General features: G+C 70.9%; 18 protein-coding genes. 9 read left to right on the forward strand and 9 right to left on the reverse strand.

The window, feature by feature from the left end; all coding sequences use genetic code 11:
- Positions 1 to 14 precede the first annotated feature (14 nt).
- The 3 genes from FHT37_RS22025 to FHT37_RS22035 all read right to left on the reverse strand — a co-directional run bounded on the left by FHT37_RS22025 (position 15) and on the right by FHT37_RS22035 (position 6,595).
- The gene (locus FHT37_RS22025; protein WP_183484625.1) at positions 15 to 1,334 is read right to left on the reverse strand and encodes a DUF1501 domain-containing protein; all 1,320 of its coding nucleotides are present in this window, start codon (positions 1,332 to 1,334) and stop codon (positions 15 to 17) included.
- A 7-nt stretch (positions 1,335 to 1,341) separates the two neighbouring features.
- Entirely contained in the window at positions 1,342 to 2,901 is a 1,560-nt protein-coding gene (locus FHT37_RS22030; protein WP_183484628.1) for a DUF1800 domain-containing protein, read from the reverse strand.
- 106 nt (positions 2,902 to 3,007) lie between these two features.
- Entirely contained in the window at positions 3,008 to 6,595 is a 3,588-nt protein-coding gene (locus tag FHT37_RS22035; protein WP_183484630.1) for an indolepyruvate ferredoxin oxidoreductase family protein, read from the reverse strand.
- A 153-nt stretch (positions 6,596 to 6,748) separates the two neighbouring features.
- Between FHT37_RS22035 and FHT37_RS22040 the strand changes: the two genes are divergently transcribed.
- Together FHT37_RS22040 and FHT37_RS22045 are read left to right on the forward strand one after the other, a co-directional pair.
- On the forward strand, positions 6,749 to 7,219 hold the full coding sequence (locus FHT37_RS22040) for an Lrp/AsnC family transcriptional regulator (RefSeq protein WP_147241570.1): 471 nt from the start codon (positions 6,749 to 6,751) through the stop codon (positions 7,217 to 7,219).
- A gap of 281 nt (positions 7,220 to 7,500) precedes the next feature.
- Positions 7,501 to 8,190 carry an HPP family protein gene (locus FHT37_RS22045; protein WP_183484634.1) on the forward strand — a complete coding sequence of 230 codons (690 nt, stop codon included), beginning with the start codon at positions 7,501 to 7,503 and terminating at the stop codon, positions 8,188 to 8,190.
- A gap of 30 nt (positions 8,191 to 8,220) precedes the next feature.
- Here FHT37_RS22045 and FHT37_RS22050 read toward each other — a convergent pair whose 3' ends face one another.
- Entirely contained in the window at positions 8,221 to 8,667 is a 447-nt protein-coding gene (locus tag FHT37_RS22050) for a hypothetical protein (protein ID WP_183484637.1), read from the reverse strand.
- A gap of 296 nt (positions 8,668 to 8,963) precedes the next feature.
- Between FHT37_RS22050 and FHT37_RS22055 the strand changes: the two genes are divergently transcribed.
- The gene (locus FHT37_RS22055; protein ID WP_183484640.1) at positions 8,964 to 9,518 is read left to right on the forward strand and encodes a protein phosphatase CheZ; all 555 of its coding nucleotides are present in this window, start codon (positions 8,964 to 8,966) and stop codon (positions 9,516 to 9,518) included.
- A gap of 18 nt (positions 9,519 to 9,536) precedes the next feature.
- On the opposite strand, the gene FHT37_RS22060 is transcribed toward FHT37_RS22055, so the two are convergent.
- On the reverse strand, positions 9,537 to 10,355 hold the full coding sequence (locus tag FHT37_RS22060; RefSeq protein WP_183484643.1) for a zinc-dependent peptidase: 819 nt from the start codon (positions 10,353 to 10,355) through the stop codon (positions 9,537 to 9,539).
- A gap of 354 nt (positions 10,356 to 10,709) precedes the next feature.
- Between FHT37_RS22060 and FHT37_RS22065 the strand changes: the two genes are divergently transcribed.
- Complete coding sequence (locus tag FHT37_RS22065; protein WP_183484646.1) at positions 10,710 to 11,096, forward strand: hypothetical protein; 387 nt, start codon at positions 10,710 to 10,712, stop codon at positions 11,094 to 11,096.
- A gap of 67 nt (positions 11,097 to 11,163) precedes the next feature.
- Positions 11,164 to 11,988 carry a lectin gene (locus tag FHT37_RS22070; RefSeq protein ID WP_183484649.1) on the forward strand — a complete coding sequence of 275 codons (825 nt, stop codon included), beginning with the start codon at positions 11,164 to 11,166 and terminating at the stop codon, positions 11,986 to 11,988.
- Here the strand turns inward: FHT37_RS22070 and FHT37_RS22075 are convergent, their stop codons facing one another.
- From FHT37_RS22075 to rsmI, 3 genes are all read right to left on the reverse strand, one after another.
- Positions 11,989 to 13,137: a 3-deoxy-7-phosphoheptulonate synthase gene (locus FHT37_RS22075; RefSeq protein WP_183484652.1), complete on the reverse strand. Its 1,149-nt coding sequence runs from the start codon at positions 13,135 to 13,137 to the stop codon at positions 11,989 to 11,991. It lies immediately after the preceding gene.
- A 315-nt stretch (positions 13,138 to 13,452) separates the two neighbouring features.
- On the reverse strand, positions 13,453 to 14,916 hold the full coding sequence (gene tldD / locus FHT37_RS22080; protein WP_091720397.1) for a metalloprotease TldD: 1,464 nt from the start codon (positions 14,914 to 14,916) through the stop codon (positions 13,453 to 13,455).
- 100 nt (positions 14,917 to 15,016) lie between these two features.
- Positions 15,017 to 16,003: a 16S rRNA (cytidine(1402)-2'-O)-methyltransferase gene (gene rsmI, locus FHT37_RS22085; protein ID WP_183484654.1), complete on the reverse strand. Its 987-nt coding sequence runs from the start codon at positions 16,001 to 16,003 to the stop codon at positions 15,017 to 15,019.
- Here rsmI and FHT37_RS22090 point away from each other — a divergent pair.
- From FHT37_RS22090 to FHT37_RS22105, 4 genes are all read left to right on the forward strand, one after another.
- Positions 16,002 to 16,409, forward strand: coding sequence for a YraN family protein (locus tag FHT37_RS22090; RefSeq protein WP_183484657.1), 408 nt, complete (start codon positions 16,002 to 16,004; stop codon positions 16,407 to 16,409). The two genes, rsmI and FHT37_RS22090, sit on opposite strands and share 2 nt — an antisense overlap.
- Positions 16,410 to 16,457: 48 nt before the next feature.
- Entirely contained in the window at positions 16,458 to 17,027 is a 570-nt protein-coding gene (locus FHT37_RS22095) for an SIS domain-containing protein (protein WP_091720410.1), read from the forward strand.
- A gap of 29 nt (positions 17,028 to 17,056) precedes the next feature.
- Positions 17,057 to 17,716 (forward strand): BON domain-containing protein, encoded by a 660-nt coding sequence (locus FHT37_RS22100; protein ID WP_091720414.1) that lies wholly within the window; start codon positions 17,057 to 17,059, stop codon positions 17,714 to 17,716.
- 205 nt (positions 17,717 to 17,921) lie between these two features.
- Positions 17,922 to 18,962, forward strand: coding sequence for a sce7725 family protein (locus FHT37_RS22105; RefSeq protein WP_183484660.1), 1,041 nt, complete (start codon positions 17,922 to 17,924; stop codon positions 18,960 to 18,962).
- 35 nt (positions 18,963 to 18,997) lie between these two features.
- On the opposite strand, the gene FHT37_RS22110 is transcribed toward FHT37_RS22105, so the two are convergent.
- Complete coding sequence (locus FHT37_RS22110) at positions 18,998 to 21,265, reverse strand: molybdopterin-dependent oxidoreductase (RefSeq protein WP_183484663.1); 2,268 nt, start codon at positions 21,263 to 21,265, stop codon at positions 18,998 to 19,000.
- Positions 21,266 to 21,348 lie beyond the last annotated feature (83 nt).

Below are 21,348 nucleotides of genomic sequence, written 5' to 3' on the forward strand. Positions count from 1 at the left end.
GCGCGACCCGGCAATCAGATGAGGTGAAGGTCCTTGGGACGGACGCCGGGGAACACGCGCGCGAGGGCCGCGGGCGACAGGCCGAACTGGCGTTGCCAGAGCCCGCCCAGCACCGCGCGGTAGTCGTTGAGCACCGGATAGTCGCGGTTCTGGAACAAGGTCCTGGCGCTCAGCGCGACCTGTTCCCCGGCCACGGGGCCGCCGCTCGCCAACCCCCCGCCCAGCAGCCAGTAGACGCTGCCGTGGCCGTGATCGGTGCCGCGGTTGCCGTTCTCGCGGAAGGTGCGGCCGAATTCGCTGATCACCATCACCGTGGTCTGGCGCCAGAGCTCCGGACCGAGTTCATCCGCGATCGCCGCCAGGCCGCGGCCGAGTTCCTCGAAGCGGTTGGCCAACTGGCCGGTCGCGCCGCCCTGGTTGACGTGCGTGTCCCAGCCGCCGACATCGATGAAGCCCAGGCTGAAGCGGCCCCGCATCAGCGTGGCGATGCGACGCGCCTCCAGCTCGAAGCCCTTGGCCGGGATCGCGTTGCGGCCGGCCGCGTCGGTCATCGCCTTCATCTTGTCGGGCGAGAGGTCGCGCGCAAGTTCCTCGCGCAGCGCCAGACCCTCCTCCACTGCCCCGCCGAGCGCCTGGCCCCGGTACATGCTCGCGATCAACGCGCGGCTCCTGGCGTCGACCGCCGGGCGGGCCGTCTCGCGCAAGCCAGCATTGGCGATCCTCACCGGACCGCGGAACGCGATCGGCAACTGGTCCGTGAACGACAGCGCCTGCTGCGCATCGAGCTCGGCCGCCAGGCGGTTCAGGAAACCGGAGTTGTAGTCGCGCGAACCACCGAGCGGCTGGCCTAGCTCGATGCTGTCCTGCGTCTCGAAATGGCTGCGCGACAGGTCCTCGGTGCCGGCGAAAGGGATGAAACGGAGTTGGCCCGATTGCGCCAGCGGGTAGAGGCTGCTTTTCAAGGCCGGGTGCAGGCCCCAGTCGGCGTCAAGCGCCAGCGCGGCAGCGGGGTCGGTCGGCGACGGGCGCGCGATGGCGATGCGAGGGCGTTGCTCGTAATAGAAGCTGCTGGTCGTGGGGACCAGCAGGTGGGTCGCGTCGTAACCGCCGCGGAGGAAGACCAGCAGGAATCGCGGGCGCTGGACTGCGCCCGAAGACGGGGACGCCGGAGCCCCTCCTCGCTCAAGCGCCTCCGCACGCTCGGCAATCGCTCGGAGGGGCTCCGGCGTCCCCGTCTTCTCCAGGGCAGCGGTCGGCGGGGTCGCGAAAAGGCGCGCGGAGGTGAGGGTGAGCGGCGCGGCGGCGAGGGCGTGCAGGAGATGGCGGCGGTGCATGGTGGGCTCAGAGATACATGAAATCGGGGCTGGATAACCAGAGGGTCAGCCACTGCTGCGGGGAGGTCGTCTGGGCGAGCGCGTCACGCGTCGACATCGCCAGCGTGGGCTCGACGCGTGCGCGCAGCACCTTCAGATCGGGCAGGGGCACCGGGCCGGTCGTGCCCTCGGGGCGGTACAGCGCGGCCGCGCCGCCGCCGATCTGGCGCGCGATCTCGAAGCGCAGCGTCATCTGCCCCGGACTGTTCCAGGCCTCGGACGTCAGCGGGTAACCGTCCGGCGTCTGCTTGTCGTAGAGGCCCTGGCCCAGCCGTCGCAGCCAGTTCTGCAGCGGCTGCGCGTTCTGCAGCTCGCGCTGCTCGAAACCGGCCCGCAGGCTCGAGAGCAGGTAACGGTGGGGATCCTTGAACTTGGGCGCCTCGGCCGCGAGGAATGCCGGGGAGCGCAGCATCGGCCGCAGCGTGGATGGGATGTCGCCTTTCGTGCGTTGGAAGGCGGTGGCCATGGCGTCGACGACGGCCGGCGGCGGCTGGTCGCTCAGGAAATACACCGCCAGCTTGCGGGACACGAAGCGCGCCGTCGCCGGCTGCGCGACCAGCAGGTCCAGCACCTCGTCGAGTTCGTCGGCGCCGCGGCCGCGGATCGTGCGGCCGAGCAGCTGCTTGTCGCTGAAGTCGTGCCGGGCCGGGTGGAACTCGAACAGGCCGTCGCGGCGGTACAGCGGCTCGAATCGGGGCGCGATCTTCGGCGGGTCGGGATCGACGCGCACGCCGAAGCCGGTCAGCACCCGCGCCAGCTCCTGCACGTCGCGCTGGCTGTAGCCGCCGTCGACGCCCATCGTGTGCAGCTCCAGCAGCTCGCGCGCGTAGTTCTCGTTGATCGCGCGGACGGCGTTCTGGTCGTTGTCCAGGTAGCGCAGCATCGCCGGGTGACGCGCCACCGCGCCAAGCATGTGGCGGAAGGAGCCCAGCGCGTGCGGGCGCAAGGCGCGGTCCTGGTAGTCCGAGAGCAGCAGGCGGATGTCGCGCTTGCCCTGGTGGACGTTGAAGTGGTTGAACCAGAACCACGTCATCTGCTCGAGCAGCTGCTGTTCCGAGTACAGCTCGCGCAGCAGCTGGCGCTCGCCGGTCTCCCGCGCGGCCAGGCCCTGGGCGTCCTGGTAGGCCTTGCGCGCGGCGCTGCGTTCCTCCTCGGTCGCGCCCTTGTCGCCGCCACGGCGGAAGGACTCGGCGGTCCACACGCGCGCGGCGACCTCGCCCTGGCTGATGCCCAGCGCCTCGATGCGGGCCTGGATCGTCGCCGGCATCGGCGCCCGCGGATCGGCCTTCAACTGGCGCTCGACGTAGCGGCCCCAGCCCAGGCGCTCGATCTCGTCCAGCTGCGCCTGTGTCGCGCCCCAGCCGATGCGGTTGGCGGCGCGCAGACGCTGGGCCGCGTCCATCGGCACGTCGGGCGCCGTCGTCATGCCGCCGCAGGCGGCGAGCGCCGCCGATGCGGTCACGCCGAGCAGCAGCGTGCGCCGGCGCAAGGGAAGGGGCAGGGGCGGCGGGAGCGGGGACAGTGGCATGGGGCAAGCATGCCGCCCCCGTGTCGGCGGTGTCCAGCGGTGACTGCGGCCTTTGCGCTACTTCACAGTTGCAACCCCTCGCACGGCGGCGCGAGGGATCAGACGCTCACAGCTCGGCCACGCCCTTCACGCGTTCGGGCGCCTTCGCCAGCGGCACGACGGCGATGGGCGCCTCGACCGCGCGGCCGTGGAAGCGGTCGAGTAGGTCCTTCCACTGCGCGCGCACGGTGACGACGTTGGCCAGCTTCACGTGGCCGTAGCCGCGGATGCCTTCCGGCAGCCGGGCGAGCTTGAGCGCAATGTCCAGCCTCTCCGCGCTCAGGCCGGCGAGCAGCTCATCGACGAGGGCTTCGTAGTCGCGGATCAACTGGCGCTCGATGCGGCGTTCCTCGGTCTTGCCGAAGAGGTCCAGCGCGCCGCCGCGCAGGCCCTTGAACTTCGCCAGCGTCTTCAGCGCCTTGAAGGTCCACGAGCCGAGCTCGACCTTCTTCGCGCGGCCGTCGGCGCCGGGCTTGGCGATCAGCGGCGGGGCCATGTGGAAGCTGAGGTGATCCCAGTCCTCGAACTGCGCCTTCAGCGCGGCCTCGAACTTGCCGTCGGTGTACAGGCGGGCGACCTCGTACTCGTCCTTGATCGCCAGCAGCTTCGCGTAATAGCGCGCCACCGCCTTGGTCAGGCGCAGGCCCTTGCCGGCCTCGCCCAGCGCCGCTTCGGCCGCGCGAACGCGTTGCACCAGCGCCTCGTAGCGCGACGCGTAGGCGGCGTCCTGGTACTCGGTCAGGAAGGCCTTGCGGCGCGCGATCAGGCCGGGCTGGCCGTCCCTGTCGTCGAGCTGGTCGAAGTTGAACCACTGCACGGCCGCGCCGCTCTGCTCGCCGGCCAGCCGCCGCAGCGCCTCGGGCGCGGCAATCGCCAGACGGCCCAGCGCGAACGCCGTCTTGTTGTTCTCCACCGCCACGCCGTTGAGCTCGATCGCGCGCATCAGCGCCTCGAAGGACACCGGCACCAGGCCGCGCTGCCAGCACGCGCCCAGCATCACGATGTTGCTGGGCATGGTGTCGCCCATCAGGCGCTGCGCGATGTCCTGCGCGTCGATGCTGGTCAGCAGCGCCTTCTCCTCACCGACGGCGTGGCGCATCTTGGCCAGCAGCGAGTCCGCCTGCAGGCTCGCATCCGGGTTGCGGACGAAGGCGGCGGTCGGCAGCTCATGCGTGTTGGCCAGGATCACCGTGCGGCCGGCCTTCACCGTCGCCAGCGCATCGGCGCTCGCGCCCACGACCATGTCGCAAGCCAGCAGCACGTCGGCCTGCTGCGTGTCGATGCGGACCTGGTTCAGCAGGTCCTGCGTCGGCGCCACGCGCACGAAGGACAGCACCGCGCCGCCCTTCTGCGCGAAGCCCATGAAGTCCAGCACCGAGCTCTGCTTGCCCTCCAGGTGCGCGGCCATCGTCACCAGCGCGCCCACCGTCACCACGCCGGTGCCGCCGACGCCGGTGACCAGCATGTCGAACGGGCCGGTCCACCTCCAGGCCGCGGGCGGCTGGATCGTGGCGATCTCGCGCGCCAGGTCCGCGGGCCCGAAGGCCGCGCCGGCGCGCTTCTTCAGCTTGGCGCCATGCACCGACACGAAGCTCGGGCAGAAACCGTTCACGCAGCTGAAATCCTTGTTGCAGCTGCTCTGCTCGATCGCGCGCTTGCGGCCGAAGTCGGTCTCCACCGGCACCACCGACAGGCAGTTGCTGGCCTGGCCGCAGTCGCCGCAGCCCTCGCAGACCGACTCGTTGATGAAGATGCGCTTGTCCGGGTCGGGGAACTCGCCCTTCTTGCGGCGGCGGCGCTTCTCGGCGGCGCAGGTCTGGTCGTAGATCAGCACCGTCACGCCCTGGATCTCGCGCAGCTCGCGCTGCACCGCGTCGAGCTCGCTGCGATCGTGGAAGGTCGTGCCGGCGGGGAACAGGCCGTGATGGCCGTCGTACTTGCCGATCTCGTCCGAGACCACGACCAGGCGCTTCACGCCCTCGGCCTCGACCTGGCGCGCGATCTGCGGCACCGAGGTCTGGCCGTCGACCGGCTGCCCGCCGGTCATCGCCACCGCGTCGTTGTAGAGGATCTTGTAGGTGATGTTGGCCTTGGCCGCGATGGCCTGCCGGATCGCCAGATAGCCCGAGTGGTAGTAAGTGCCGTCGCCCAGGTTCTGGAAGACATGCTTCTCGGTCGTGAAGCGCGAGTGGGCGGCCCAGTCCACGCCCTCGGCGCCCATCTGGATCAGGCCGGACGTGCCGCGCTCCATCCAGCTCGCCATGAAGTGGCAGCCGATGCCGGCCAGCGCGCGCGAGCCCTCGGGCAGCTTCGTCGAGGTGTTGTGCGGGCAGCCCGAGCAGAAATAGGGCTGGCGGCGCACCGCGTCGGCGCTGTTGGACAGCAGGCAGGGCGTCAGGAAATCGACGACCAGATGGCGGCGGTCCAGCGCCGGATTCAGCCGCGCCAGCCAGTCCGCGACGGTCGGCATGATGCGCGACGGCCGCAGCTCGCCGAGCGCGCTCAGCACCGCCGCCCCGTGTTCATCGGACTTGCCGACCACGCGCGGACGCTGCGCGTCGGGCAGGTGATAGAGCAGCTCCTTGATCTGGCGCTCGACGACGGGTGCCTTCTCCTCGATCACCAGCATGTCGGTCAGGCCTTGCGCGAACTCGCGGATGCGCGTCGGCTCCAGCGGATAGACCAGGCCGACCTTGTAGACCCGCACGCCGGCCGCGGCCAGCGCGTTCGGGTCCAGGTCCAGGCGCCGCAGCACTTCCATGAAGTCGTAATGCGCCTTGCCCACGGTCACGATGCCCAGCGACGCGCGCGGGCTCACCACGATGTGCTTGTCGATCGAATTGACCTTCGCGAAGGCCAGCACCGCGTCGATCTTGTGCGCCAGGCGCGACTCCAGCTCCAGCGACGGCAGGTCCACCGAGCGGATGTGCAGGTCGGTTGGCGGCTTGTGGTCGACCGGCAGCTCGAAGTCCAGCGGCACCGCGTCGAGGTCGACGGTCATGCCCGATTCGACGACTTCCGAGATCGCCTTGAACCCGACCCACGCGCCCGAGAAGCGCGACAGCGCCCAGCCGTAGAGGCCGAACTCCAGGTACTCGGCCACGTTGCCGGGATGCACCAGCGGCATCGACCAGGCCTGCAGCGCGAGGTCGCTCTGATGCGGGGTCGAGGAGGACACGCAGCCATGGTCGTCGCCGCAGACGACGAGCACGCCGCCTTGTTTCGCGGTGCCGTAGACGTTGCCGTGCTTGAGTGCGTCGCCGGAGCGGTCCACGCCGGGGCCCTTGCCGTACCACATCGCGAAGACGCCATCGACGGTGCGCTTCGGATCCAGCGCCACGCGCTGCACGCCCAGGCAGGCGGTGGCGGCGAGGTCCTCGTTGATCGCGGGCAGGAAGTTGACCTGCGCCTTCTCGAGGAACTTCTTCGCCTTCCACAGCTGCTGGTCGACCATCCCGAGCGGGCTGCCGCGATAGCCGCTCACGAAGCCGGCGGTCTTCAGGCCCTGGCGCTCGTCCTGGGCCTTCTGGGCCAGCAGCAGCCGCACGAGGGCTTGCGTCCCGGTGAGGAACACCTGGCCGGACTGCGCGGCGAGGTTGTCCGACAGCTGGTAGGCGCGCAAGGCCGGCGCAGCGGCAAGACGGACTTCGGTCATGGCTTGTCTCCCCAACGGGAAGAGCCGGCCGGCAGGACCGGTCGGCTCGAATGTATGAATGAGGAGATTCTTTCCTAGACAATCGGCAGTTTCTTGCTCCGTTTGCTCGCTGCATTGCAAGGATCGATAGGGACATTCTCAAAAGAGGCGGATATGGAGAACGAACGTTTCGACCGGGCGACGCGCCTGATCCTGGAGGCGCTCCAGGCCGACGCCCGCCAGAGCACCCAGCAGCTGGCCGACAAGGTCGGACTCTCGGCGACGCCGGTCTGGCGACGCGTCAAGGAGCTGGAGGAGCGCGGCGTCATCCGCCGCCATGTCGCGCTGGTGGACCGGGAGCAACTGGGGCTCTCGATCTGCGTGCTGGCCAATGTCAGCTTGGTGAGGCACACCGAGGGCGCGGTCGAGGCCTTCGAGGCGATGGTCGCGGGCAGCCCGGAAATCGTCGAATGCCAGGCCATCACCGGCGAGGCGGACTACGTGCTGAAGATCGTCGCGCCCGACATGAAGGTCTACGACCAGTTCCTGCAGAGCAAGGTCTTCAAGGTGCCCGGCGTCGCGAGCGTGCGCAGCAACGTCGTGCTCCGCGAGGTCAAGTACGAGACCGCCTACCCGGTTCCCTGACCGCTTCCCACGCCACCACCACCTCCATCCCACCGCCACGCCCCGCCTCCCGTCTCCGTCTCCGTCTCCGTCTCCGTCTCCGTCTCCGTCTCCGTCTCCGTCTCCGTCTCCGTCTCCCGCGGTCCTCTTCCTGGGAGGCAGCGAGTGGCGATGGGGCCGGAATGATGCGAGGGGGTCCAGGAGGGAGCCCCCTCGCGTCGTGGAGAGCCCGCGCCTGGCCCTCCGGAGTTAGGCGTTCTCCTCAATGGCCCCCACCGCCTCCCCATGCCATCCTCCCCCGCATGTTTTCCGTCTACGGCACCTCTGGAAAGATCCTGACCGGTGGACTGGAGCAGGTCCGTGACCTTGCCCCGGTGCAGGCCGTGGCCCGCACCCGTGCGGTGGCGCCGACCGCGCGCCAGGGGGATCTGACGCCGTCGACTGTCGTGCTGGCTGGCGTGGGCCAGGGCGGTGCCGGGGGCGGGATGGCGAGCGGCGCGTCGGCCTATGTCGCGCACGAGGCGCTGGCAGCCTATGCCGGCGACACGCAGCGCCAGGTGCTCACGCAGGTGCATCAGCTGATGAGCCGCAAGCTGATCAGCGTCATGTCGGGCGCCCCGCTGCGGAGCGCGATGCGGATGATGTCGCGCGCTGGCGTTGCGCAGGCGCCGGTGCTGGGTCCGATGGGCGAGGTGCGCGGCCTGGTGTCGCGTGGCGATCTCACGCGGGGTTTGGCGGACGATCTCGACGAGATCGCCGAGATGATGGTCATCGCGCGGCGCCTGGCCGCGCCGGTGGATGACGTGATGTGGACGCCGGTGCCGGTGGCGCAGCCGGACACGCCTTTGCGCGAAGCGGCGCAGCTGCTGCTGGACCTGGGGCTGCCTGGCTTGCCGGTTGGCGACGACAACGGCCATCCGATCGGCTTCCTCTCACGCAGCGACCTGCTGCGCGGCATGACGCACGAGCCGCCGCTGGACCTGTGGACTTGAGCGCGCGCCCGGGCCTTCGGCGCGGCGGGGTCAGTACTTGCGCATGCCCCGCTCGGCTTCTTCCTGCTCGATCGCCTGCAGCGTGCGCCAGTCGGTGCAGACGAACACGCCGTCCTCGATGATCCGGTCGGGCAGGGAGCCATCGCCCCGGGCGATCCGGCCGTCCTTGCAGACCAGCGCGCCGCGCGCCTGTCCCTGCTCCGTCAGCGCCTTGCCGACCGCCATCGAGTCGCGGGTGTAGAGCGCCAGCACCAGCAGCGCGAACAGCACGCCCAGGATCAGCACCACGCCGACCATGACGTCGCTCACGTCACGCAGCGCCGAGGCCTGCGGGGCTGCGGCCTGCGCCCGCGGCGCGGCGGCGAAGCTGGCGCCGTCGCCGCTGGAGGACGACGACGGACGCGCGGTGCCGGACGAGCCGGACCGCGAGGGAGCGCGATGGAAGCCGGGCGAGGGACGGGTGGTGGCCATGTTCATGAGACGGATCGCTTTGCCAAGAACGGACGGCAGCAAGGACGGGCCGCGGACGGACGAAGCGAAGGCTACAGGCGCGCCGGCCGGTCGCTGACTTAAATGCAGGACTCCTCACCAAAAATGCACGGGTGACCCTCCCCCTTTCCGTTGGTTACACCAGTTGCAGAACTAAGATTTCCGGGTATTGAAAGCGGCGCTCCAGACCGCTCCCCAGCGCCAGTGTCGATGGCGCCCGCACCGCGCCGGTGCCATCCGCAACCCTGCGCTTCCTTCGCGCCCACCCACCGCGATCCGCCGCCATGTCTCAATCCGAATCCCCGCTCACGGCCGCTGCGCATCAGGCGCTGCACAAGCTGTCCCAGGAGCTGCCGGATGCCTGCGAGCGTCTGGACTACGTCAAGCGCATGACCGACCAGGCCGCCAGCAAGGTGCTGGGCATCGTGGAATCGGCGCAGGAGGACGCGCAGGCGGTGGGCCGACAGGGGCATGAGTTGTCCGAGTCGCTGCAGCGGCTGGCGGCCGCGCCGGACCTGAGCGTCGAGCGGGCGCGCGCGATGATGCGCCTGTGCGCGGCCTACGCGGCCGGCGCCGCCGGTTTCGCGGATCGGGTGAAGGGGCTGCAGACCGAGATCATGATGGCCCAGGACTTCCAGGACCTGTCCGGCCAGGTGATCAACAAGGTGCTGGCCATGCTGCGGCCGGCCGAGGCGCCGCTGCAGCAGCTGCTCGCCGCGCACGACCATGTCGAGCCGGCCGCCGCGGCGACGCAGGAGCAGCTCGCCGGCGTGCAGACGCCCGACAAGGCGCTGCAGCAGGACGACGTCGACGCGCTGCTGGCCGAGATGGGGTTCTGATCCCCGTCCCCGCCGCGCTCAGGACCAGAGCAGCGGATCGACCTCGTAGAAGCGCCGCAGTTCCCCGTACAGCGCGGGATGCGCCTGCGCCAGCGCCCACGGCTGACCGAAGAAGCGCTCGCTCGCGACCGCGAAGAACTCCGCCGGCTCGGTGGCCGCGTAGTCCCCCAGCGGATCGGTCCCGCCCGCCGCGAGCCTCGCGCGCAGCAGGTCGAAGCTCTGCTGCATCACCGCCGCCCAGCGCGCCTGCCGCGCGCGGTTGCCCAGCCAGGGCGCGCCATTGGCCCATCCCTTGACCTGATCCAGCTGGTGCGCGAACTCGTGCACCGCGACGTTGTGGCCGCGCTCCGGCAGCGAGGCGTCGCGCAGCACGTCGTCCCAGGACAGCACGACCTGTCCCTCGCCCCAGGATTCGCCGCTCAGCACCTGGCGGTCCTGCATCTGCAACGGGCCTTGATGACGCACGCGATCGACGATGAAGGCGCCGGGATAGACCAGCACCGTGTGCAGCTTCGGGTAGTAGCCGCGAGCGCGGCCCAGCAGCGGCAGCGAGGCCAGCGCGGCGATGGTGACGCGGACCTCGTCGGTGATGACCTGGCCGGCGCAGCCGATGAAGGATTTTTCCGCCAGAAAGACCTGCATCTGGCGCTTGAGCTTGAGCTGCAGGTCCGCCGGCAGCCGCGCCGCCTGCGGCACGTTGCGGCGCAGGATGGCGCGCCACGCGGCCGGGAAGGCCTTCGCCCGCAGCGCGGCCCGGCGCCGGGCCTGCCGCCAGGGCTGGCTCAGCAGCCAGAAGCACAGCAGCGCGGCGGTCAGCGCGAGGAAGATCAGGGCCATGGCTTCGGCGCCTGGGGCGCGTCGCATCGAAGCTTCGAACATGCGCTCAGGGAGCGATGTTTTCAAGAGCGGGCCAGGCCTTGCGCCCGCTTGTGGGTGGGGCGACGGGCGCTTCGCCCGATGCTCGAACACATCTGCGGCGTCGGCGCGACGCTGGGCGCGCGGGCGGGCGATTGACGTCCGACGGGCAGCGGCGCATGTCGGTTTCCAGCGGCTCGCCCCGGACAATTTCGGCCTGGGCGGCGCCGGCTTGAGCGCTCGATGAAGCGCGGCGCGCGGCGCTCGCCCACAGGCACACACGCATCAAGAGGGAGGGCGGCGGACGGTCGGGAAGATCGGGCGCCGTCGGGCGATTTGAAGTTTTCGGAAGTACAGGCGACGCCGCTCAGGACGTCGCCGTTCGATGTCAGTCCGCTGCAGCAGTACCGCGCCAGGATCCAGCAGGAGATGCTGGACGGGCCGCCACCGTCGGTGGTGCTGAAGCTGTCCCCGTTCATCGGGACGGAGGGGCCGCTCCAGGAGATGTACGCGCGCAACCGCGCGGACGTCACCTATGGCCGGCATCCGCTCGGCCAGGAGGCGCCGCCGGCCAGCCGCGTCGAGACGCCGGCCTATTCGCGGGGCACCTACACCGCCGCGAGCTTTCCCGACCTGCGGGTCCAGGTGACGCTGGGGCCCCTGCTCGTCAGCGAGGTGGAGCGCGCCGGCGGCACGCCGCGCGTGCTGGACGTCACCGCCTGAGGCGCCTTAGCATCGCCCGCAGTCGCGTGCGCATGGCGCGCGACGCAGGGAGAGGCAGGAGGCGACCATGGATTCCAACAACCGGCCTCGCCGCTGGGTGCGGCGCGTCATCGCGCTGCCCGTCGCGGCGGGGCTGCTGATCGGCAGCCTGCCCGCGCGGGCGGAGGAGCAGACCATCGAGCTGAGCTCGCGCGGCGGCTACCAGAGCCATCGGCTGCCGGACGGCACGACCGAGGTGGAACTCGTGCAGCAGACCGCCGGTGGCTGCCGCTTCGGTCGCACCTGGGGTTATGACCTGACGAGCCAGGAGCTGTGGGTCGATGGCGGCTGCAGCGGCCGCTTCAAGATCACGACCTCCGCGGCGGCCAGCGGCGATGGCGCCAGCAGCTCCGATAACTCGAGCAACATCGGCGCGGCGGTCGCGGCGGCGGCGGTGATCGCCGGCATCGCGCTGATCGCCAGCAAGGACAAGGACAAGGATCGCGACCGCGACGACGGGTGGCAGGACGACGGTGGCTGGAACGCGCGCCAGATCCGCGGCAAGGGCGGCCTGTGCCTGGACATCGAAGGCGGCGCCCGGCCGGGGCGCAAGCTCATCGTCTACGACTGCAACGGCGGCGGGAACCAGCGCTTCGAATGGAACCGCGACGGCGAGCTGCGCGTCGCGGGGCTGTGCCTCGATGTCGCGGACCGCAACACCGCCGATGGCGCGCGGGTGATGGCCTTCACCTGCAACGGCGGCGCCAACCAGCGCTGGCGCGCGCGTGGCGGCGAGATCCGCAGTGCCGACTCCGGCAAGTGCCTGGACATCGAAGGCGGCCGCGCCCGTCCGGGCACGGCCGTCATCATGTATCGCTGCAACGGCGGCGACAACCAGCGCTGGTCGTGGTGATCAGCGCGCGACCGTCTCGGTACGGGCGGCCCGCACGGCCTGGCTGAGCACGTCCAGCACCGCGATCGAATCGTCCCAGGCCAGGCAGGCATCGGTGATGCTCTTGCCGTACTCGAGCTGCGAGGGATCGTCCTTGCCGGGGCTGAACTTCTGCGCGCCGCCCTTGAGGTGGCTCTCGACCATCACGCCGAAGATGCTGGTGCTGCCGGCGCGGATCTGCGCGGCGATGTCCTTGGCCACGTCCAGCTGGCGCTCGTGCTTCTTGCTGCTGTTGGCATGCGAGCAGTCGACCATCAGCCGGGCGTCGAGCTTGGAGGCCTCCAGGTCCGCGCAGGCGACGGCGACGCTCTCGGCATCGTAGTTCGGCGCCTTGCCGCCGCGCAGGATCACGTGGCAGTCGCGGTTGCCCTTGGTCTCGACGATCGCGACCTGGCCGTTCTTGTGCACCGACAGGAAGTGGTGCGGCCGCGCTGCGGCCTGGATCGCGTCGGTGGCGATCTTGATGTTGCCGTCGGTGCCGTTCTTGAAGCCGATCGGGGCGGACAGGCCGGAGGCCAGCTCGCGGTGCACCTGGCTCTCGGTGGTGCGCGCGCCGATCGCGCCCCAGCTGATCAGGTCGCCGATGTACTGCGGCGAGATCACGTCCAGGAACTCCGAACCCGCCGGCATGCCCAGGCGGTTGATCTCCAGCAGCAGCTGGCGCGCGATGCGCAGGCCTTCGTCGATGCGGTAGCTCTCGTCGAGGTAGGGATCGTTGATCAGGCCCTTCCAGCCGACGGTGGTGCGGGGCTTCTCGAAGTAGACGCGCATCACGATCTCGAGCGTGTCGGCATGCTGCTCCCGCATCGTCATCAGGCGCTTGGCGTATTCGAGCGCCGCGCCCGGATCGTGGATCGAGCACGGGCCGATGATCACCAGCAGGCGGTCGTCCTTGCGCTGCATGATGTCGCGGATGCGCTGGCGCGTGCCGACGACGAGCTGCTCCATGGCCGTGCCACGGATCGGGAAGAAGCGGATGAGGTGTTCAGGAGGCGGCAAGGGCGTGATGTCCAGGATGCGTTCGTCGTCGGTCTGGGAGGTCTTGTCCTGCGGCGAATACCAGCGCTCCGCCTGTTGGGCGCTGGGATACGGGGTCGACTTGGCATTCATGGGAATCACGCTTTCTATGAGGGCTGGGGGTGGCGCTCGGGGCCCGGCCGAAAAAAAACCGCCGGGCTTGTGGGCCCGGCGGTTTCTTGAGGATTCTTGGCGCGCTTGCTTATGCGTTCGCCTCTCCTCCGCCGGGGCGGTGCGAGAACCAAAAATAAGCAAAGTAAAACTTCGGTGCGGAACGCATAAGGGCCAATAGTGCCTGCGCGGGTCGCGGCGCGTCAAGCGCCGCGAGGGGACGGCCGCGGGTGTGGCGCGACGGCATCGGGCAAGCGAGCCTTCGCGGAACCGTGGGGATGCGCGGCCGGCATGGGGTCAGGCCGTGCCGCCGACGGTCAGGCCGTCGATGCGCAGCGTGGGCTGGCCGACGCCCACCGGGACGCTCTGGCCTTCCTTGCCGCAGACGCCGACGCCGGTGTCCAGCTGCATGTCGTTGCCGATCATGCTCACGCGGGTGAGCGCGTCCGGGCCGTTGCCGATGATGGTCGCGCCCTTGACCGGGTACTGGATCTTGCCCTTCTCGACCCAGAAGGCCTCGCTGGCGGAGAACACGAACTTGCCCGAGGTGATGTCGACCTGGCCGCCGCCGAAGTTGGTCGCGTACAGGCCCTTGTCGATGCTGGCGATGATCTCGGCCGGATCCTTGTCGCCGCCCAGCATGTAGGTGTTGGTCATGCGCGGCATCGGCACGTGGGCGTAGCTCTCGCGGCGGCCATTGCCGGTGGGGGCGACCTTCATCAGCCGCGCGTTCATCGCGTCCTGGATGTAGCCCTTGAGGATGCCGTCCTCGATCAGCACGTTGCGCTGCGAGGCGCAGCCCTCGTCGTCGACGTTGAGCGAGCCGCGGCGGTCGGGGATGGTGCCGTCGTCCAGCACCGTCACGCCCTTGGCGGCGACGCGCTGGCCGATGCGGCCGGAGAAGGTGGACGAGCCCTTGCGGTTGAAGTCGCCCTCCAGGCCGTGGCCGACGGCCTCGTGCAGCAGCACGCCGGGCCAGCCCGGGCCCAGGACCACGGTCATCTCGCCGGCCGGGGCCGGGCGCGACTCCAGGTTGGTCAGCGCCGCGCTGACCGCCTGCTCGACGTAGGACGCGATCATCTCGTCGGTGAAATAGGCCAGGCCGAAGCGGCCGCCGCCGCCGCCCGATCCCACTTCCCGGCGGCCGTCGCTCTCGGCGATGACGGTGACGGACAGGCGCACCAGCGGCCGCACGTCGGCGGCCAGGGTGCCGTCGGCGCGCGCGATCAGCACCACCTCGTGCTCGGCGGCCAGTCCGGCCATCACCTGCTTGACGCGCGGGTCCTTGGCGCGGGCCAGGCGCTCGGTGCGCTCCAGCAGGGCGACCTTCTGCGTGCTGTCCAGGCTGGCGATGGGATCCGCGTCGCCATAGAGGGCGCGGCTGCCGGACACCACCGGCTCGGCCGGCACCTTGACGCGTTTGCTCTGCCCGGCCGACGCGATCGCGCGCACGGTGCGCGCGGCGTCGAGCAGCGCGGCCTCCGAAATGTCGTCCGAGTACGCGAAGGCCGTTTTCTCGCCGGCGACGGCGCGCACGCCCACGCCCTGGTCGATCGAGAAGCTGCCGCTCTTGACGATGCCTTCCTCCAGGCTCCAGCCCTCCGCGCGGGTGGTCTGGAAGTAGAGGTCGGCGTCGTCGACGCGGTGCTCGGTGATCAGCCGCAGTGCCTGCGACAGCGACGCGTCGGTCAGGCCGAAGGGTTCGAGCAACTGGGCACGGGCGGTGACCAGGCGGGCGAGGGTGGGTTCGCGCGAAATCATCGGGCGATTGTAGGCATCGCCCATGGCGGCCGGGGGCCGGGCGCGGCGGCCGACCCTGCCGCGAGGATGGGGACCGGGCGGCCCGGTGCGGAGGGCCGGCTCAGCCGGAGCGGGCGCCGGTGTCGGTGTCGGAGCTGGTATCGGAGTCGCCGTCGCCGTCGCCGTCGCTGTCATCCCCGGCGTCCTGCTTCCAGGCCAGCGCCAACTGGTACAGCGCCTTGCGCGATTCGCCGGTCAGCTCCGCGGCGAGGGACGCCGCCTGCTTCAGCGGCAGGTCGCGCATGAGCACGCGCAGCGTGCGCTGGACGTCCTCGGGCAGGCCGGCCTCGCCCGCCGGCGCGGGCGCGGCATGCAGCACCAGCACGAACTCGCCGCGCTCGCGCTGCTTGTCGGCCGCCATCCAGGCGGGCAGGGTGGCGCAGGGCGCGGTGTGGATGGTCTCGAACTGCTTCGTGACCTCGCGGCAGATCGTAAGCGTCTGTTCGGGCGCCAGCTCGGCCAGCAGCGCGATCAGTTCCTGGATCCGATGGGGCGCCTCGAACAGCACCTGGCTGTGGGGCGCGCCGGTCAGCGCCTGCAGCGCCGCGCGCCGCTCGGCCGCCTTGGTCGGCAGGAAACCGACGAAGCGGAACCCCTGGGCGCGGGCGTCGCCGGCCACGCTGAGCGCCGCCGCCGCGCTGCTCGCGCCGGGCAGCGGCATGACGCGCACGCCGGCGCGCGCGGCCGCGGCCACCAGCACCGCGCCCGGGTCCGAGATCGCCGGCGTGCCGGCGTCGCTGACGTAAGCAATGCGCTCGCCGGCGAGCAGCCGCGCGACCAGGCCTTCCGCCGCCTGCTGCTCGTTGTGCTGGTGCAGCGCCAGCAGCGGCTTGTGCAGGCCGAGCCAGCGCAGCAACTGAGCGCTGACGCGCGTGTCCTCGCAGGCGACGGCGTCGACCAGCCCCAGCACGTGGATCGCGCGCAGGCTCAGGTCGGCGAGGTTGCCGATCGGGGTCGCGACGACGTAGAGCGTGCCGCCCGGGAATTGCTGATGACCGGCCGCGGCGGAAGCGGCGGCGATCAGCGAGGCGGACGGGGACGTCGACATGTTCAAGAAACTCTCCATCGGACGGGACGGCGCGGATGCGCAGGCACGGGGCGCCGGCGCCGAGCAGCGCGCCCTGGACTACCTGAGGCGGCAGGGGCTGCGGCTGGTGGCGCGCAATTATCGGGTCGCGCGCGGGCCGTCCGCGCGGGGCGGGGAGGTCGACCTGATCCTGTGGGCGCGGGACGGGACGCTGGTGTTCGTCGAGGTGCGTGCCAGGGAGCGCGATGCGCATGGCGGCGCGGCGGCCAGCGTGACCCGGGCCAAGCAACGGAAGGTGATCTTCGCGGCGACATGTTTCCTGCGCACGCTGGCGGAGATCCCACCTTGCCGGTTCGACGTGGTGGCCATCGATGGCGACCGCGTCGAGTGGCTGCAAGGGGCCTTCGACGTGCCGGCCGAGCACTGAGCTCTGCGGCGGCCGATGGCGGTGCAGCACCCTTTATCATCCGCGCTCATGTTGGAACAACGCATACAACAACAATTCTTCGAGAGCGCGGACCTGCTCTACCAGGTCGCCGAAGGGCTGTCCCGCCCGCTCGCCGTCGCGGCGCAGATGATGGTGGACGCGCTCACCGCCGGCGGCCGCGTGCTCACCGCCGGGCTCGGCACCTCGGCGGCGGACGCGACCTACATGGCCTCGCTGCTGTCCGGCCGCTTCGAGCAGGAGCGCCCGGGCCTGGCCGCCATCGCGCTCGACGCTCAAGCCCAGGGCTACGCCGATCCCGCCTCCGCGCTGATGCGCCAGATCCAGACCTTCGGCCATCCCGGCGACCTGCTGCTGCTGTACGAGGCGCAGGCCAGCGGCGCGGCCGCCGCGCTGCTGCAGGTGGCGCATGCGCAGGAGATGAGCGTGATCGTGCTCAGCGGCACGCAGGACGACGACTGGCGCGGCACGCTGCTGGACACCGACGTGCAACTGCGCGTGCCGCACAGCCGCTTCGCGCGGGTGGCGGAGGCGCATCGCCTGCTCTCCCACTGCCTCAGCGACGCGATCGACCTGCAGCTGCTCGGCGCGGGCGAATGACCCTCCTCCCGACCTTGAAGGACCTCCCGATGACCTCCGTGACCCGAAGCTCCCGCCGGACCCGCCGCCTGATCCTTGCCGCCGCGCTGGGCGGCGCGTTGCTGCAGACCGCCTGCGTGCCGCTGATCGTCGGCGGCGCGGCGGTGGGCAGCGCGATGGTGGCGACCGACCGGCGCACCTCCGGCACGCAGCTCGAGGACCAGGGCATCGAGCTCAAGACCGCCAACCGCATCCGCGAGCAGCTCGGCGACCGCGTGCACATCAACGTCAACAGCTACAACCGCATGGTGTTGCTGACCGGCGAGACCCGCAACGACGAGGACCGCGCCGCGGTCGAGCGCATCGCGCAGGGCGTCGAGAACGTCGGCAACGTGCTCAACGAGGTGGGCGTGGGCATGCTGAGCTCGCTGTCCAGCCGCGCCAACGACGTGGCCATCGCCGCCAAGGTCAAGGCCAGCCTGGTCGACGCGAAGGACCTGATCACCAACGCGTTCTACGTCGTCGTCGAGCGCGGCAACGTCTACATCATGGGCCGGGTGACCGAGCGCGAGGCCACCCGCGCGACCGAGATCGCCCGCGGCGTGCGCGGCGTGCAGAAGGTGGTGCGCGCGATGGAGATCATCAGCGAGGCCGAACTGGCCGCGATGGGCCAGGCCCAGCAGCCGGCCAAGCCGAAGAGCACGCCCTGAACCGCACCCATGCCGGCCGACGCGCCGGCCGCCCCGCCCAGCAAGGGACCGCCACGCGGTCCCTTTTTTTCTTGGCGCGACGGGGCCTGTGATTTTTCCGGGTCCCTTGATCTGGCGCATTGATGGAAGGGATCGCTGCTGACGGATGAGCCAGTGCTCATCATCATCGCCCCTCCCTCAATCGAGACAGTTGGAGGCGAAGACCATGTACTTCCCCTATCTCCATGGCAAACAGAAGGAGGTGCTGGCCTTGCGCCACCTGGCGCAGGTGCTGGGCGCGGAGGGCCAGGTGCAGCCGGTGATGGAGCCGGTGCGGGTGATGGCGACCTCGATGCGGCACACGCTGGAGGCCTGCGAGGCGCATCGCCTGCCGGTGTGGCTGGTGGTCAATCCGGTGCGGCAGGATTTCGACCTGCTGTTGCCGGCCGAGGCCTTCGACTGGGGCCGGCAGCTGTTCACCTCGTTGCCGACGCGCCAGTGGATCCATCCGACGTTGATGCTGGGCCCGGCGCTGACGCCCGACGTGGTGCGGCGCTTCGTGCAGCTGTTCGGGGCCCGGCCGATGGGGCTGGTCGTCGGCCCCGAGGCGCCGCCGCTGTCCGAGCTGACGACGATGCTCGGCGGGGCGCGGGTGCGGCAGGTGTTCTTCAAGGGCGTCGAGCCGACTGCCGCGGACCGCGCCGCACTGGGGGACATCTCCTGCGTGCGGGTCGAGGACCGGCGCCTGCCGGACAGCCCCGACCTGCGCCAGGATCACCGCCACCCGTTCCTGGATCCGCTGCCCCATCCCTGGCGGGAAGGCGGCGCGGACTTCTCGGACTACACCACGCTGCCCTCGCGCCCGGACACGCCGGAGGCATCGTCGCGCCTGGCGGCGTTCCGGCTTAGCTACCTGCGCATCGCGCCAGCCGCGGCGCCAGCGCCGGCCGCGATCTGGCTCGAGTCCTTCCTGAGCGGCCGGCTCGCGCCCGACGAGGACAGCGCCGACCAGCGCTTCCGCCGCGCGCTCCGTGTGTTCCAGGCGGCGCTCGACCGCGACGACGCCTGTTTCGGTCCCACCGAGGCGGTGCGGCGCTACCTGGCCGGCCTCATCGATGGGGTCCAGCCGTCGCGGGCGCTCAGCAAGCAGTGGGAGCTGATGCACCACCTCGAGTTGGTCAGCGGCGTACTCGCGGGACGCTTCCCCGGGACGAGCCCCGCCGGCGTGCCGACCAGCCTGCTGGCGCCCGCGGCGGCCCGGGCCTGAGGCGCGCCGCCGACGTGGTGCCGGGGCGAGGCCGTTCAGGCCTCGGCCGCGCTCAGCCGCACCGGGATGCCGCTGAGCACCGAGGTGCCCGAGACCGGGTCGCGGGCCTCGTCGTCCAGCAGCAGGTTCATGTTGACGCCCGGATGGCGGGCGGCGACGTTCAACTGGCTGCCGCTCAGGTCATGGCCCCAGCCGTGCGGCAGGCTGACCACGCCCGGCCGCATGTCGGGGCTCAGCGTGACTGGGGCGATCACGCTGCCACGCGCGTTGCTCAGGCGCGCGGACTGTCCGTCCACCAGCCCCGCGCGCGCCGCATCGTCGGGATGGACCAGCAGGGTGCAGCGCTCGCGGCCCTTGGCCAGCACCGGCAGGTTGTGCATCCAGCTGTTGTTGCTGCGGGTCTCGCGCCGGCCGATCAGCAACAGCTCGTCGCCGGTCGGGTGACGCAGCGCCGCGTCCGCATGCGCGAGGTCGGCCAGCAGCGCCGACGGCGCCAGGTCGATGCGGCCCGAGCTCGTGCGCAGGATTTCCGGGACGCGCGGCTGCAGTTCGCCGAGATCGATGCCGTGCGGCGCGGCCTTCACCTTGGCCAGCGTGAGGCCCTCCGGCTTCGCGCCGAACCCGTCGCCGTAAGGGCCTGAACGCAGCCCCAGGTCGAGCCAGCGCGCCGGGCCGGCGCCGCCCTCGAGCATGCCGAAGACGGCCTCGGCCTGGTCGCCGGCGTGGCGCTTCAGCTCGGCGCGCAGCGCGGCATCGTCGACCGCCTGCAGGTCCGCGTCGGCCGGCAGGCCCGAGGCGATCGCCGCCAGTCGCAGCAGCGTCTGCCATTCGGCCCGCGGCGCGTCCGGGGCGTCGGCGTCGACGGGCAGCACCGGGCCCGACCAGCGCGCATGGTTGCGCCACGAGAGCTGCGCGAAGACCATGTCGTAATGCCAGTCCTCCAGCGGGGAGGGCGGCGGCAGGATCAGGTCGGCGTGGCGGCTCGTTTCGTTGATGTAGGGGTCCAGGCTGAGCATGAAGTCCAGGCCGTCGAGCGCGCGCGCGAGCCGCGCGCCGTTCGGCGAGGACAGCACCGGGTTGCAGGCCACGGTGATCAGCGCATGCACCTGGCCGTCGCCGGGGGTCTCGATCTCCTCGGCGAGGCAGCTGATGGGGAATTCGCCCATCACCTCCGGCGCCTTGCCGACGCGGCTGTGCCGGCGCCCGGTGGCCACGCCCTTGCCCTGGCCCGGCCGGCCCAGCGTGTTGGCGGCGAAGGCGGCGGCCTTGGGGAACATCAGGCCGCCCTCGGTGTCGAAGTGGCCGGTGACGATGTTGAGCGCGTCGATGAGCCAGCTGTTCAGCGAGCCGAAGCGCTGCGTGCAGGTGCCGAAGCGGCCGTAGAGCACCGCCTTGGGCGTGGTCGCGAATTCGCGCGCGAGGCGCCGCTGGGTCTCGGCGGGGATGCCGCAGTGCGCGGCGCCGCGCTCGGGCGGGAAGTCGGCGACGGCGGCCCGCAGCGCGTCCAGGCCCTCGACATGCGCTTCCAGGCGTCCGAGCCGTTCCAGGCCTTCGTCGAACACGGTGTGCAGCAGTCCCAGCAGCAGGTAGACGTCGCCGCCGGGGCGGATCGCGAGGTGCTCGTCGGCGGCCTGGGCGGTCTCGGTGCGGCGCGGGTCGATGACGACGATGCGCCCGCCGCGCGCGCGCATCGCCTTGGCCTTGCCGCGGTAGTCGGGGCTGGTCCACAGGCTGCCGTTGCTGACCATGGGATTGGCGCCCAGGCAGATGAAGAGGTCGGTGCGCGGCAGGTCCGGCACTGGCACGCTGAGCCAGTGGCCGTACATCAACCCGCAGGCGAGTTGCTTGGGCATCTGGTCCAGCGTCGAGGCCGAGAACAGGTTGCGCGTGCCCAGCGCGCGCGCCAGGTGCGGGAAGTAGCTGAACAAGCCGATCTTGTGCGAGGCCGGATTGCCGATGGTCAGCGCGACCGCGTCGGCGCCGTACTGCTCGCGCAGCGGCGGCAGCCGGCGGGCGACCTCGGCGAAGGCCTCGTCCCAGCTGACGGGCTCGAAGCCGGCGCGGTCGGCGCGGCGACGCATCGGCTGGCGCAGGCGGTCGGGGTCCTTGTGCAGGTCCTTCAGCGCGACGCCCTTGGGGCAGAGGTAGCCGTGGCTGAAGGGGTCGGCGTCGTTGCCGCGGATCGAGATGACCGAGCTGCCCTCGGGCGTGGTCCGGGTGCGGATCTCGAGGCCGCAGCAGGCCTCGCACAGCGGGCAGATGCGGGTGTGGGTGTGCTCGGTGGCTGTGGCGTCCAGGGCCATGGCGTGTCTCCCGTCGTTTGCCGGCGATTGTGGGAGGCGGCCGCAGGGCCGGTGGTCATGTAGGCGACAGGGGAGGGATGACG

Origin of the sequence: Mitsuaria sp. BK037 (assembly GCF_014193045.1) — a bacterium.
Classification (GTDB): Bacteria; Pseudomonadota; Gammaproteobacteria; order Burkholderiales; family Burkholderiaceae_C; genus Roseateles.

What these genes read in the sequence shown, in the direction of transcription:
- FHT37_RS22095 (WP_091720410.1), top strand. Translation starts at nt 16,458, where the DNA reads ATGTTGGAACAACGCATACAACAACAATTCTTCGAGAGCGCGGACCTG.
- tldD (WP_091720397.1), bottom strand. Translation starts at nt 14,916, where the DNA reads ATGATTTCGCGCGAACCCACCCTCGCCCGCCTGGTCACCGCCCGTGCC.
- FHT37_RS22060 (WP_183484643.1), bottom strand. Translation starts at nt 10,355, where the DNA reads ATGGCCCTGATCTTCCTCGCGCTGACCGCCGCGCTGCTGTGCTTCTGG.
- FHT37_RS22035 (WP_183484630.1), bottom strand. Translation starts at nt 6,595, where the DNA reads ATGACCGAAGTCCGTCTTGCCGCTGCGCCGGCCTTGCGCGCCTACCAG.
- FHT37_RS22050 (WP_183484637.1), bottom strand. Translation starts at nt 8,667, where the DNA reads ATGAACATGGCCACCACCCGTCCCTCGCCCGGCTTCCATCGCGCTCCC.
- FHT37_RS22110 (WP_183484663.1), bottom strand. Translation starts at nt 21,265, where the DNA reads ATGGCCCTGGACGCCACAGCCACCGAGCACACCCACACCCGCATCTGC.
- FHT37_RS22030 (WP_183484628.1), bottom strand. Translation starts at nt 2,901, where the DNA reads ATGCCACTGTCCCCGCTCCCGCCGCCCCTGCCCCTTCCCTTGCGCCGG.
- FHT37_RS22105 (WP_183484660.1), top strand. Translation starts at nt 17,922, where the DNA reads ATGTACTTCCCCTATCTCCATGGCAAACAGAAGGAGGTGCTGGCCTTG.
- FHT37_RS22025 (WP_183484625.1), bottom strand. Translation starts at nt 1,334, where the DNA reads ATGCACCGCCGCCATCTCCTGCACGCCCTCGCCGCCGCGCCGCTCACC.
- FHT37_RS22055 (WP_183484640.1), top strand. Translation starts at nt 8,964, where the DNA reads ATGTCTCAATCCGAATCCCCGCTCACGGCCGCTGCGCATCAGGCGCTG.
- FHT37_RS22045 (WP_183484634.1), top strand. Translation starts at nt 7,501, where the DNA reads ATGTTTTCCGTCTACGGCACCTCTGGAAAGATCCTGACCGGTGGACTG.
- FHT37_RS22040 (WP_147241570.1), top strand. Translation starts at nt 6,749, where the DNA reads ATGGAGAACGAACGTTTCGACCGGGCGACGCGCCTGATCCTGGAGGCG.
- FHT37_RS22075 (WP_183484652.1), bottom strand. Translation starts at nt 13,137, where the DNA reads ATGAATGCCAAGTCGACCCCGTATCCCAGCGCCCAACAGGCGGAGCGC.
- FHT37_RS22090 (WP_183484657.1), top strand. Translation starts at nt 16,002, where the DNA reads ATGTTCAAGAAACTCTCCATCGGACGGGACGGCGCGGATGCGCAGGCA.
- FHT37_RS22100 (WP_091720414.1), top strand. Translation starts at nt 17,057, where the DNA reads ATGACCTCCGTGACCCGAAGCTCCCGCCGGACCCGCCGCCTGATCCTT.
- FHT37_RS22070 (WP_183484649.1), top strand. Translation starts at nt 11,164, where the DNA reads ATGGATTCCAACAACCGGCCTCGCCGCTGGGTGCGGCGCGTCATCGCG.
- rsmI (WP_183484654.1), bottom strand. Translation starts at nt 16,003, where the DNA reads ATGTCGACGTCCCCGTCCGCCTCGCTGATCGCCGCCGCTTCCGCCGCG.